General features: G+C 41.1%; 8 protein-coding genes and 1 riboswitch. Of the genes, 6 read left to right on the forward strand and 2 right to left on the reverse strand.

Features of this window, described 5'->3' with window-relative positions:
• Nucleotides 1-151 precede the first annotated feature (151 nt).
• On the forward strand, nucleotides 152-2,341 hold the full coding sequence (locus HMAT_RS08920; RefSeq protein ID WP_104382374.1) for a glutamine synthetase III: 2,190 nt from the start codon (nucleotides 152-154) through the stop codon (nucleotides 2,339-2,341).
• 95 nt (nucleotides 2,342-2,436) lie between these two features.
• Here HMAT_RS08920 and HMAT_RS08925 read toward each other — a convergent pair whose 3' ends face one another.
• Nucleotides 2,437-4,887: a TonB-dependent receptor gene (locus HMAT_RS08925; RefSeq protein ID WP_104382375.1), complete on the reverse strand. Its 2,451-nt coding sequence runs from the start codon at nucleotides 4,885-4,887 to the stop codon at nucleotides 2,437-2,439.
• 407 nt (nucleotides 4,888-5,294) lie between these two features.
• Here HMAT_RS08925 and HMAT_RS08930 point away from each other — a divergent pair, with 407 nt between their 5' ends.
• From HMAT_RS08930 to HMAT_RS08945, 5 genes are all read left to right on the forward strand, one after another.
• A complete protein-coding gene (locus tag HMAT_RS08930) occupies nucleotides 5,295-7,268 on the forward strand; it encodes an FUSC family membrane protein (protein WP_158655679.1) in 1,974 nt (657 codons plus the stop codon).
• A gap of 202 nt (nucleotides 7,269-7,470) precedes the next feature.
• A riboswitch (SAM riboswitch) is annotated at nucleotides 7,471-7,583 on the forward strand.
• Between the two features lie 10 nt (nucleotides 7,584-7,593).
• Entirely contained in the window at nucleotides 7,594-7,728 is a 135-nt protein-coding gene (locus tag HMAT_RS27565; protein WP_257089796.1) for a hypothetical protein, read from the forward strand.
• 113 nt (nucleotides 7,729-7,841) lie between these two features.
• Nucleotides 7,842-9,152, forward strand: a complete 1,311-nt coding sequence (locus HMAT_RS08935) for an O-acetylhomoserine aminocarboxypropyltransferase/cysteine synthase family protein (protein ID WP_104382377.1) — start codon at nucleotides 7,842-7,844, stop codon at nucleotides 9,150-9,152.
• Between the two features lie 27 nt (nucleotides 9,153-9,179).
• Nucleotides 9,180-10,223, forward strand: coding sequence for a homoserine O-acetyltransferase (gene metX, locus HMAT_RS08940; protein ID WP_104382378.1), 1,044 nt, complete (start codon nucleotides 9,180-9,182; stop codon nucleotides 10,221-10,223).
• Nucleotides 10,224-10,262: 39 nt separating this feature from the next.
• Complete coding sequence (locus tag HMAT_RS08945) at nucleotides 10,263-11,444, forward strand: homoserine dehydrogenase (RefSeq protein WP_104382379.1); 1,182 nt, start codon at nucleotides 10,263-10,265, stop codon at nucleotides 11,442-11,444.
• A gap of 148 nt (nucleotides 11,445-11,592) precedes the next feature.
• Here the strand turns inward: HMAT_RS08945 and HMAT_RS08950 are convergent, their stop codons facing one another.
• Nucleotides 11,593-13,935, reverse strand: a complete 2,343-nt coding sequence (locus tag HMAT_RS08950; protein ID WP_104382380.1) for a GH92 family glycosyl hydrolase — start codon at nucleotides 13,933-13,935, stop codon at nucleotides 11,593-11,595.
• Nucleotides 13,936-14,108: the final 173 nt, after the last annotated feature.

Genomic DNA, 14,108 nt, shown 5'->3' on the forward strand with positions numbered 1-14,108 from the left:
TTTGTTTGAATCGACCTATTTTTTTTGATCAAAAACCAGCCGCTAATACATATTTTGTAAAAAAAATCAAAAAAAATTTCAGTTTTCCGTAAAAACACAATATTTTTGAAAAACAAAATCAACAAAACTGTAATTTAATTATAAAATACAAATGTCGAACCTAAGATTCAAAGCAGTAGAGGCAGCGGGCTCACGCCAGATTGCACAATTTGAAAAAGTTGAAACTAAAAAAGCAACTGACATCTACGGAAAGAACGTTTTTTCCGTAAACAAAATGAAAGACTACCTTCCTAAAAACTCATACAAGGAGTTAGTTGCATCCATTGAAGAGGGACAGATTATTTCTAGAGATCTAGCTGAGCACATTTCGCAAGCGATGAAAACTTGGGCCCTTAATCATGGCGTTTCCCACTACACGCACTGGTTTCAACCTTTGACTGGTTCGACAGCTGAAAAACACGATGCATTTTTCGAACCTGATGAAAATGGCGAAGCAATCGAAAAATTCACTGCAGATGCTTTGGTTCAACAAGAGCCTGATGCTTCATCTTTCCCTAACGGTGGTATCCGTAACACATTCGAAGCAAGAGGATATACGGCATGGGATCCTTCTTCACCAGCATTTATCTATGAAACTGGTGCGGGTAAAACACTTTGTATCCCTACTGTATTTGTTTCCTATACTGGTGAATCATTAGATTATAAGGCACCTTTATTAAAAGCAATCAATGCTGTTGATAAAGCGGCAACTGAAGTTGCACAATATTTTGACAAATCAATCACGAAAGTAAACGCCTCTCTTGGTATTGAGCAAGAGTATTTTTTAGTTGACCTTTCTTTATACAATGCACGCCCAGACCTTCAATTGACTGGACGTACGCTATTCGGCCACATGTCTGCAAAAGGACAACAATTGGAAGACCATTACTTCGGAGCGATTCCAGAGCGTGTATTAGCGTATATGGTTGACTTAGAAAATGAGGCCTTAAAATTAGGTATTCCATTAAAAACGCGTCACAATGAGGTGGCACCATCGCAGTTTGAGTGTGCGCCAATGTACGAAGAGATCAACTTGGCAATTGACCACAATCAATTGTTGATGAACGTGATGGAACAAGTTGCTTTGAGACATAACTTCAAAGTATTGTTACATGAAAAACCATATTCCGGTGTCAATGGTTCTGGAAAACACAACAACTGGTCTTTGATTACCAATACTGGTGTTAATCTATTATCTCCAGGCAAAACACCTAAAAATAACCTGATGTTCCTGACATTCTTTGTCAATACCATCAAAGCGGTATTTGAGAATGCAGATTTAATGCGTGCATCTATTGCAAGTGCAAGCAACGACCACCGTTTAGGTGCTAACGAAGCGCCACCAGCAATTATCTCGATCTTCTTAGGTTCTCAATTAGACGAATTATTGGAAGAAGTAGAATCAGCTCGTGTAGCCAAGAAAGTAAAAGCTGAAGCAAACTTGTGGCACGGTATCCCTAAAGTTCCAGAATTGAAGCTGGATAACACGGACCGTAACCGTACCTCACCTTTCGCATTTACGGGTAACAAGTTTGAGTTCCGCGCTGTAGGTTCTTCAGCAAACTCTGCCCTGCCAATGACGGTATTAAATGCCATCGTTGCGGCACAATTAATTGAGTTTAAAGCAGAGGTAGACAAACAGATCAAAAAAGGCACGAAAAAAGATCTTGCAATCTTAAATGTTGTCCGTAAATACATCAAAGATTCAAAAGCAATCCGTTTTGAAGGAAATGGATACAGTGAAGAGTGGGAAAAAGAAGCTGCTACACGTGGTCTTTCAAACATCAAATCCACACCTAAGGCATTAGACGTTTATGTAAAAGAAGAGTCATTGGCTTTATTTGAGTCCTTAGGAATCTATACAAAACGTGAATCAGAAGCTCGCCATGAGATCTTGTTGGAAAACTTCTACAAGAAACTTCAAATCGAGGCCCGTGTGATTGAAGAAATGGTCAACAACCAAATCGCGCCGGCATGTTTTATCTATCAAAACGAATTGATCGAAAATGTGAAAGGTCTTAAAGACCTAGGATTAGCTCAAGCAGCATTTAGTTCACAGCTGAATTTCGTGGAGCGTATCTCAACACATGTAAACACCATCCTGGAACAAGCTGAAGCCATGCGCCAAGAACGTAAAAAAGCAAACCAGATCGAAGATGTACGTGAACGGTCAATCGCTTATGACGAGTTGGTAAAACCATATTTTGACGTGATCCGTTACCATGTCAACAAATTGGAAAAAATCGTTGACGATAAAAAATGGCCTCTTCCAAAATTGAGAGAGATCTTATTCTTAAGCTAATATCGCTTAATACAAAAACAAGAAGAGCATTCCGGTTGGAATGCTCTTCTTGTTTTATATACGGCCAGCTGGTTTGCACAAAACCCTACCGGCCGCTATTTTTTCAAACGGTTATCCTCCTCATTATTTCCGGCCCGCTTATCCACGGATTTAATATTGATGTTTCCAAAACGGTAAGAAAGTGAAAGCCGGATCACTCTACTATCATACCCATTGCGAATGCGATAATATCCGTTTTCCTGAACACTGGACAACCGACGTTGACCTCTGGTATTCAAAATATCGTTAACAGCCAACTTGACATTCAGCTTTTTGTCGAAAAATGTTTTCCCTGCTCCGAGATCGACCCCATAGTAAGATTGAAAACTAAATACACCATAGACAGCCGGTGAGAAATAATTGGCGGTCAGCTCTATATTTGTTGTTTCTCCAATACGGATATCATGATTGGAGCTCACCTGAAAAGATAATTTTTCCAATTGCCGCTGCGCCCCCGAACGCTCGTCAAAATTATATTTGCTATAGAAACCAGTCAAGTTGTTGGAAGTGGTCCACCATTTAAATACGTTAACCGGTATATTGATATTCATATTGTAATAGTCGAAATAGGTCAGGTTTCGATCTGTCTGCGCAATGGCCTTAGTTTCTGAATTGCTCTCAATTACCTGGGTGATCGCATCACTGGTCCTCTTATAGCCAAGGCTCAACAAATAACGCTCCTTAAAGGTGTAATTCAATTCATAAGAGTTGGTATATTGTGGATTCAAATAGGGATTACCGTATTGATAGGTGTATTGATCCAGGTAGTAGATAAAGGGATTCAATGCACCATAATCCGGTCGGTCTATCCTTCGGCTATAACTTAGACCAAGTTTATGATTGTCGTTGATCTGTTGCTGTATAAATACCGTTGGAAAGAAATCCGTATAATTACGTTTTGTCTGCTGCCCCAAGGTGACTGAATTGCCCAGTGAACTTGTATTTTCAACACGAAGTCCCGTTTGCACAGAAAACTTTCCAAAGGACTTATTCAGTGTAAAATATGCTGCTGCGATGTTTTCGTTGTATAAAAACTGATTGCTCTGATCTTCGTTTTGGACAAATTCCCCTGCTGTGTTTTGATCCTCATAGACCAGGTTATTATCTGTTTTCACACGGCTGTATTTTAAACCCGCTTCGAGTTTTGTCGTTTTATCAAAGGGATGGACAAAATCGGTTTTGAAAACTAAAATTTTGGTATTGGATAACATATCGTTTCGGAATACCTTTGGTGCCTTAAATTCCACCCAATTTGGATCCAGAAAACGATTTTTCACCATGCTGTTATCGTGATTTTTGGAATACGAATAATCTGCATTGGCTGTTAGCTCAGTCCCCAGGGTATCGAATGTCTTTTTGTAATTGAGGTTATAAGCCAGGTAGTGATAGGCGAAATCCGAAAAGTTGCTTCCCTGTACCACGGAGTCCAATTTTCCTTTTTGTGAAGCAATCAGATTATCCCCTTGTCGTGTTGAATTGCCGCTGCTAACATTCCCATTGACAACAAAACCCAACACCTGCTGTTCGCCAAGGTTAAAATCAGCAGCGAATTTAAAATTATGCGCACGATAACGAAATTTAGAGTACGAATCTGAATTGAAATAGGTGGTCCCCGTTGAATCATCGACAGAGCGATCGATCGTTAAATCATTAAATCCTAAACTGTTATTATAATTATAGGAAGTAAAAATATTCACCCAACTGTTTCGATGATTGACTAAGAAACCGCCGTCACCTTTCGTATATTTTCCCTGTCCTAGATTCAGATTCAGGCTAACATTGCTGCCAAATTGCGTATTTTTTTTTGTTTTGATATTGATAATACCTGCATTACCGGCAGCATCATATTTAGCAGGTGGATTGGTCAGTACCTCAATCGAAGCAATTGAATTTGAAGCCGTATTTTCCAGCAGTCGGCTAACTTCATCCGCCGAAAGATAAGTAGGTTTACCATCAATCATAATAATCACGTTGCTTTTTCCGCGGAGATTGATTTTTTTATTATCCAAAGTAACCCCCGGAACTTTTTGCAGGAGTTCCAATGCATTATTCCCCGTCGCCAATATACTGTTTTCCACATTCAGCACAATTTTATCAATTTGACTTTCAATTAAAGGTTTTTTACCAACAACCTGAGCCTCGCTCAGCACTGTTGACACGGCCTCTAAACGAATGGTATCCAAAGACAAGATATCACTTTTCTTTAGGGTTATTTCACTGGAGCTGTAAGTAGTATACCCCACTGCCGAAACCTGTATTGTATATTTACCTTCGGGCACTCCCAAAAATTCAATTCCTCCATTCTCCTTAGAAACGGTTCCTTTCAGCGGGATACCACCGGGATTACGGAGCAGTGAAATACTCGCGGCAGCAAGTGGCCCACCATCCCGGCCGACCACAACCGCATTTAACTTCCCGCCATTCGTTTGTGCAGAAACATTTCCCAAAAAGGAAAATAGCATGATCATAATAACGAATAGCAGCAGTTTATTTTTATTTAGTTTCATAACATAATTTCTTTATTCCATCAACTGGATAGTCATTGTTTATTTAGATGACAACAAACATCGTGTATTCATTACACCTTGACTAGGAGAAATAGACGGATAACCTAAAACCGTCGGCGGATGGCTAAATAACTTCGGTAAATTGCTTTTACGTTTTCTCAACAACATCATACTATACATCCACCATGATGTATCGGTGCATTTCTTTCATGCACGCCGGAGAACACTACTACTTATACCACCTGTTTCAAAATAAAAATTCAAAAAACCAATAGTATTCAAAACAAATAAAACGAATACATTAAATATTAAGCATAATATTTGTATTTTTGCATCGAAAATTAGTAAACTGATTGATGGGCATCGTGTCATTAAAGAAAAGATTTTACCGTATTTATAGCCAAGTTATGCGATTTATTCAAGGTGAACACTTTGGTGATGCCTTGCGAAATGTATCCATCAGTATTTTACCGAGTTTAGCAATCTATTTATTAGGGGTTCCGGCGAGCACCGCTATTGGAATTGGTGTGGGCTCATTGTTAACCACACTGACTGATCCGCCCGGCAACCGAAAGGATAAACTCTCATCCGCTCTGGTCTGCATTCCGACTTTCTTTCTTGCGTCATTTCTTACAGCTTACTTCTTCCCTTACCATTGGCCTTTGGTTATTCTGCTCAGTTTGGCGGGATTTACCTTTACCTTATATGGTTTGTTCGGACCACGTTATGCTGCTATCGGCAACATGGCATTGATCTTAATGAGTTTTGTCATCGGCTTGGCGCCAAAACATCCGCTGGAAGTGAGCTTGCAAATTACGACCGGTGCAGCGATCTATTATGCATTTAGCCTGCTACAGGCCTATATAAGGCCGTATCGCTCGCTAAAACATGCGATGGCCAATGGCTTTCAGGGCTTATCTCAATTTTTACTGATCCGTGCGCAATCCTATGATCCCGATATTCCACTTGATATTACCTATAGTCGCGTGGGAAAAATCCATGGCCAGATCAGTGAACAGCAAGAACAGATACGTTCCTTACTCTTCCGTGAAAAAAGAATCATCGGCCATCAATGGCCTAAGAGTAATTATTGGTTGAGTCAGGTTTATGGTCTAATTGATCTACATGAGCTTATAATTGCGCTTGATCATGATTATGATGCCATTCGAAAGAATCTTGCCGATACCGGAAGCCTTCCTGTGATCCGCCGTGCAATAAAATTATTGGCACTGGAAATCGACAGTTTTTCGCAACCGCATAAAAGGTTCCGATATGCACAGCAATTGTATTATAATGCGATTAAGCTGAATGAGTTGTTGAACGAGCTGAAAAATATTCAGCAACAGCAAGTCGGATCAGCCGGCCCGATCCTATCGGCTATCATCAACAACATGGAATCTATCCTTGAAGTACTCCGCCGAATCCAGATTGCTTTTTATCAGAATCAGGAAATTCAGAACAAAATCGGTACCGAGGAATATCAACAATTTATCAATCGTCCCTTGGGCAGTTTGGGGGAGATCAAAGATAAGCTTCACTTAAAAAATCCGCTGTTTCGTTTTGCACTCCGCATGGCTATACTTTTTGGTATTGGCGCATTGATCGGGATTCTGTTTCTGGATTTCAAATATACTTATTGGATCTTATTGACCATCGCCATCGTGGCAAGGCCAGCATTTTCGATGACCAAAACCCGTAATATCGAACGTATTGCCGGGACATTTTCAGGTATCTTAATCGGTATCTCCTGTTTGGCTTGCTTTGAAAACCTCCCCTTATTACTTAGTTTGTCGGCAATGGGCCTCTTCGGATTCTTTTTATTCAACCGATCCAACTATATGATTAGTGTGGTTTTCATCACACTAGGTGTTGTGATTGCACTAAACTTATTTGAAGGTAATATTAATCTTATTTTGGGCAGTCGTATGGCATTTACATTGGTAGGTGCATTTTTGACGATTGCGGGATATTTCCTGATTCCCGTGCGTCAAAGCTCAAGTATGGTCCACCTGGCGAAGGAGGTCGCGCGCTATAATCAGCATTATTTCCAAATGATCAACAAGCGCTTATCAGACAACCTACAGAGTTCTTTTGATATCAGATTAGCACGAAAAAAAGCACAAACGGCCATGGCTCTATTTTCTGATTCCATTAACCAAATGAAGAAGGAGCCCGAACATAAGTGGATTGATTGGTCCCATATTCACCACTTTCAGGCGCTTTCCTACCGCATCAACTCGCATCTGGTCGGGCTTTCGATTTCCATCAGCAAAAATCCTGAAGTCCTGCACAACGATATTTATAGCAAAATAGATGAGTTAAAACCGCTTTTGACAGATTTGGATCAAATCGCGGAACATATTGCACTCGCTAAAAGGTAATAGAAAATCCCGCTTTAAAACAGCAAATAAACCTATGATTTCAGCTCAGCACCGATTTTCGCAGGTTATGGCGAACATGTATTTACAAAATAGTTTTAATTAAAAAAATGATTTTCTTTTGCATTAATAGAAAAGAAGTTTATATTTGCAATGTCTTCAGATGAAGATTTCTAATCAACACCTTCCTTAATCAGCAGGTCTTGATTTATAAAGAAGTGGCGAGAGACTGGCTCTATGACCCACTGGCAACCTTCAATTTGGTTGAAAAGGTGCCAAATCCTGTCCAAAGCAATATCGTTTTGGAGCATATAAATGAAATAAGACAATGATTATTACATTACAGAAAACCATCAACAATTTAGGTTCATTTCAGACGAACCAACTAACAGGTAAAGGAGCAACACATAGCATTGCCATGTCTATGCGAATGCGCATGCATATGCACCTCCCAACTTGTTAAGCATCATTCTCCTTTTTCTCGGATAACGATATTAACAGACCTTTTCAGCAGGTGTGTATGCTTCCTTTTTTTTCTTGTTAACATTTTTTTGAACCCTTAAAATCTGATATATTATGTCTTCCAACAAAAATCTAAAATTCGAAACGCTACAAGTTCACGCTGGCCAAGTGGCCGATCCAACTACTGGATCCAGAGCGGTACCTATATACCAAACATCTTCATTTGTATTTGAGAATGCTGAACATGGAGCCAATCTATTTGCGCTGAAACAATTTGGCAATATCTATACACGGATCATGAATCCAACGACGGATGTTTTCGAACAACGTATTGCGGCGTTGGAAGGCGGGGTTGCGGCATTAGCTGTTGCCTCAGGTCAAGCAGCACAATTTATCGCTTTAAACAATATCCTTGAAAACGGCGATAACTTTGTGGCAGGCTCTAATCTATACGGCGGTACATTCAACCAGTTTAAAGTTGCATTTAAACGATTGGGTATCGAAGCCCGTTTTGCCACAGATGCCGAAGCCGATAAAATTGAAGCGCTTATTGACGATAAGACCAAAGCTATCTATGTGGAGACGATCGGTAATCCGAGTTTCAACATTCCTGATTTTGAAAAAATAGCAGCTGTTGCTAAAAAATATGATTTACCGCTAATTGTCGACAATACTTTTGGTGCCGGCGGTTACCTGTTCAAACCCCTAGAATATGGCGCACATGTGGTCGTTGAATCCGCAACAAAATGGATCGGCGGTCATGGAACAAGCATCGGCGGTGTGATCGTTGATGGTGGAAACTATAATTGGGGCAATGGAAAATACCCACAATTCTCCGAACCATCCGAGGGCTATCACGGTTTGGTATTCTCCGAGGTATTCGGTGAAAAAGGACCTTTTGGCAATATTCAATTTGCTATCCGCGCCCGTGTTGAAGGTCTACGTGACTTTGGTCCGGCACTTTCGCCATTCAATTCATTCTTGTTGCTACAAGGGCTTGAAACACTGTCCTTGCGTGTGCAACGCCATGTGGACAACACCTTAGAGGTTGCCAAATGGCTTGAAGCCCACCCACAGGTAGAGAAGGTAAATTATCCGGGATTAAAAAGTTCACCAAGTTTTGCGAATGCACAAAAATATCTTAAAAATGGTTATGGTGCAGTCCTCTCCTTCCAATTGAAAGGTGATGCTGCTCAAAAAGCAAATGCTTTTATTGACAGCCTGGAGCTCATCAGCCATTTGGCTAACGTAGGTGATACCAAATCATTGATCATCCATCCATCAGCAACAACTCACCAACAGTTAAGTGATGCAGATCAGGCTAATGCGGGTGTATTTCCGGGATTATTGCGCCTTTCAGTAGGGATCGAACATATTGATGACATCAAAGCTGACCTGCAACAAGCATTCGAAAAGATCAAATAATCAAATACATCCCTAAATTTAAACGTAATGAGCAGGCATATTTATCAGCATCACGAGCCCTTTGTATTTGAAAACGGCAGGGAGCTTGTCGATTTACAGATCAGTTATGAAGTATTTGGAGAACTGAACGCAGACCGCAGCAATGTGGTCTGGGTCTGTCATGCCTTGACGGCGAATGCGAATGTGTTGGACTGGTGGCCGGGTCTTTTTGGTACAGATGAGCTGTTTAATCCCAATGACTACTATATCGTATGTGCAAATGTAATTGGATCAGCCTATGGGAGTAGCAATCCCTTATCTATCAATCCGGCAACGGGCCAGCCTTATTACCTTTCTTTTCCCGAATTTACGGTAAAAGATCTTGTCAATGCCCATCAGTTGCTTGCAGCGCATCTGGATATCAACCAAATTGAAGTTTTAATCGGTGGATCACTGGGTGGTCAACAAGCATTGGAATGGGCCGCTTCCAAAACGATCGCCATCAATCAACTTATCGTTGTCGGTACAAATGCAGTGCATTCCCCTTGGGGTATTGCCTTTAATGAAAGCCAACGTTTGGCCATTACAGCAGACCGTACCTTTTATGCCAACCATCCTGATGGTGGTATAAAAGGACTTAAAGTCGCACGTTCCATCGCACTGTTGTCCTATCGTAATTATATCACATACGACCATACGCAACGGGATACCGATGTCAATAAAGTAAATGATTACAAGGCAGCTTCCTACCAAAATTATCAGGGTGAAAAATTGGTTAAACGCTACAATGCGTACAGCTACTTTTACCTGACAAAGGCGATGGACAGCCACAATCTGGCCCGCGGAAGAGCATCACTGCAGGCGGCACTCGCTGGTATCAACTGTTCAACATTGGTATTAGGTGTCAATACAGATATGTTATTCCCTGTAGATGAACAGAAATTTATTGCCCAACATATTCCCAATGCCAGCTACCGGGAGATCGAGTCAAGCTATGGTCACGATGGCTTTTTGATCGAGACAAAAAAACTGACAGCAATTATCCATAACTTTTTAGAAAATAAGAAGGAGTATATCAACGAATTAGTATAAGAGAAGTAAACAATAATATAAGAGCATACAAGAAGAGATATGAGTAATAAATTAACGATAGGGATGTTTGGATTTGGCGTTGTCGGCCAAGGTCTCTACGACATTATCAAAACCAAAAATCTGAATCTGGAAATCAAGAAATTTGTCATTAAAAATGCGGACAAAAAACGTTCACTGCCCGCCGACCTATTTTCAACCGATGCGGAGGCTATTTTGGGGGATCCGGAAATCAACACGGTTGTCGAATTGATCGATGATGCAGAAGCAGCCTATAGGCTAACTGTACGCGCATTGAAATCAGGCAAAAATGTGGTATCCGCAAATAAAAAAATGATTGCCGGTCACCTTGAAGAGCTGGTAGACATTCAACATGAATATGGAACAAGCCTACTTTATGAGGGAGCCGTGTGTGGAAGTATACCTATTATTCGTAATCTGGAAGAATATTACGACAATGAGCTCCTGCATTCGGTCAGCGGTATCTTTAACGGATCTTCCAACTACATTCTTTCCAAGGTTTTCAACGAAAACCAGCTTTATGCAGATGCATTAAAAAAAGCACAGGAACTGGGTTTTGCAGAAACAGACCCTACGCTTGACGTCGGGGGATATGATCCTAAATTTAAAGTCTGTATCGTAGCTTCACATGCTTACGGCATCTATGTTAACCCAGATGACGTATTCAACATCGGTATCGACAAATTAGGCCAACAGGATATTCGTTTTGCAAAAGAAAAGAACTTTAAAATCAAATTAATCCCTACAGCCAAAGAGATCGATGGCAATAAAGTTGTGCTTTATGTACTGCCGCGTTTGGTAGGCAAAGAAAGCATGTTGTATAACGTAGAAAATGAAAATAACGGCGTGCTCGTCAAAGCTGCATTTGCAGACGAACAATTCTTTTACGGTAAAGGTGCTGGCGGACATCCAACGGGTTCTGCAGTCCTGTCTGATATTGCAGCGCTACGTTATGGTTACCGCTATGAATATAAAAAGCATTTAGAATCTAGTGCCTTAAATTATAGTCAGGATTATCTGATCAAAGTCTATTTAAGATACACAGATGATCAACTGATCGAAAAATTAAATTTCAGCGAGATCACCGAAAGGTATTACGCAGCAGATTTCAAATATGTCATTGGCCACATTAATCTTCAACAAATTGCTGCCCACAAGGCCGATTTGGACCAAGATGGCAATTTCATAGCAGAGATCGCGTAGGCAATCAACAAACCAACCTACCTACGGGGTGTCCGATCATTTTTGGACACCCCTATTTTTTTTATTTTATATACGTTCCAAAGGCTTTGTGAAATGTATTATCCGGTGCTGGATTTCCTTTTGCCTTTCAGAATTCTTCGTTTACCACTTAGTTTGCACGCGCATTACTTTTTAAGTTCAGCGTCATGACACCGCCTTTAACCAGTTGTTCAAAGGGTAGCTCCCATCCGGCCCAAGCTTTATTATTCAATAGGATCTGATCAACATAGTAACTATCCGGGGCCTCTTTTTCAACCTGAATCGTAAATTTATTTTTTCGTAATGCTTTGGGAAGCTGTATGGTAATTTTATCAAATAAAGGCGCCCCAATCTGAAACGCCGGATTTTCTGTCGTTAAACTCCTTACGTCGAATAAACCGATCCCCGATAAAACATACCAAGCCCCCAATTGTCCCTGATCTTCATCCTGTCCATACCCGTAACCGTGAACAGACTCCGTGCCATAAAATTCATTTGAAATCGCCCGCACCCATTTTTGGCTCAAGTCAGGTCTCCCCGAAAAATAAAACAACCAGGAAATATGCAAGTTGGGCTGATTTCCGTGATTATAGAGACTCTCAATACCGGCAAAGGCATCAATTTGGGTTCCACCTCCGAAAACATTCCGCTGGGATACCGTGAATATGCTGTCCAAACGATGGTTGAATAAGTCTTTTCCGACCAGCTTAACCAGTTCCTGAGGAACGTGCGGTACATAAAAGGTATATTGCCATGCATTTCCTTCCTGAAATCCACGCCAAGGTTGATAGGGATTAAAATTCGGAATAAAGTATCCCGCACTGTCCTTTGGCCGCATAAATTTGGTTGAAGGATCATATAGTCCTTTCCATGCGTCTGAAAGCATTAGAAACTTCTTGTAATCTGCGTCACGACCAAGTGACTTGGCGTATTGCGCTGCGGCCGCCGCCGAAAAGGCATATTCCAAGGTATGGGAAGCGCCAAAAGGTGATCCTTGGATTAATAATTCAGGACTACCGGTATTATCCTGGATATAAGGCGAATAACCTTTTTCAACAAACACCCCCACATCAAGCTTCCCTGCTCCAGGAATTCGGCCCTCTGATTCAAGTTCATTTTTTCGGACAGCCTCATAAGCGAAATTTGTATCGTAATTCCGTATTCCGACATTATATGCCGCAGAAATTGCCAAGCCCGTAAAATTGGTACCCACGCCAGAAACATACTTGCTATTGGCGATACCGTCACCGAGCCAGCCCGCATCGCGGTATACCAACAGCTGACTCTGTACCCAATCGTTGTAATAATCGGGATAGGCAATGGACCAGAGTTGTGTCAGGTTCCAAAATGCCCCCCAGATTGCATCTGTATTATAGTGCTGATGAACCGGTTTCCCTTGCGCATTTAACGCAATCTGACCTACTGAACCATCATTTTTTGGATAAGCCCCATTGCTATCGCTGGCAAGTCCCCGTCCAAGTAAGGCATGATATAATCCGGTATAAAATTTAACGCGGTCCACTTCTTTACCACCTTCCACCAATATCCTTCCCATTTCATTGTTCCAGGTCTTCAACGCTTCGGATTTCGCTTTATCAAATGTCAGCCCCTTTGCCTCTTGCTGCAAGTTTAGCCGTGCATTATCTACCGAGGTATAGGACAAACCGGTTTTGATGGTAATGGATTCATCCGATCCTGTATCGAATCGCAAAAACAGTCCGGTTCCTTTCCCCCGTATGTCCTTCTTTCCCTGAGAAATCACGCTGTCTTTAAATGTACCGTAAGATTTTGGCCGCTTGCTGACTTCAGCAAAGAAATACATCTTCACAGTAGCGCCTTGTTGATATTTTTGGACATATACAGGGTTTGTCACCACGTATCCCCATACACATTGATTATCGTAATTTACTTCAGCATCGATCACTGGTCCACTCTCGCCCATCACATGTCCAATATCAAATATTAGGTTGGCCGCATCTGTTTCTGGAAAGGTATAACGATGGAAGCCTACCCTTTTTGTGGCCGTTAGTTCGGCGAGGATTCCGTAATCTTTCAGTTTCACGCGATAGTAACCCGATGTGGCAAATTCATCTTTCTTATCAAATGATGAGCGGTAGCCACCTTGTGGCTGATCCAGTTTACCCGGAGTCGTTTTGAGTTCACCGACTGATGGAGCAAAGACAATTCCCCCGATCTGAAACTCGTGAAAATTAGCAAAGCCTTCAATGGAGCTGTGTCTATCGTCATAGCCAACCGCTTCCCAACCGGACTTGTTGCCATAGCTTCCATTGGTGCTTGGTGCTAATTTGGCCATGCCAAAGGGCACCGCCGCCGGAGTATAAAAAAAATACCGGCTATGCACAGATCCAATATTGGGTTTTACCAGGGTAGTTAGATCAGTTTTCTGTTGCCCAAGCGCAGGTATCACACGGAATAACATGCAGAAAAAATAAAATATAAGATGCTTTGCCATCGTTGTCAAATTAGGTTCGAAAACAAACTTACAAAAAATAAAACTATGTATAAACATGAAAGCAAAAAGATCAGTAAAAAAAGCAGGCGGAGCCAGATCAAAGTAGCATATTATTGTAATAATTTAAATACGAATTTATTTATACCTCATTAAAAGCCGAATACACCAGTTAT

It is taken from the genome of Sphingobacterium sp. HMA12 (genome assembly GCF_002933815.1).
Taxonomy (GTDB): Bacteria; Bacteroidota; Bacteroidia; order Sphingobacteriales; family Sphingobacteriaceae; genus Sphingobacterium.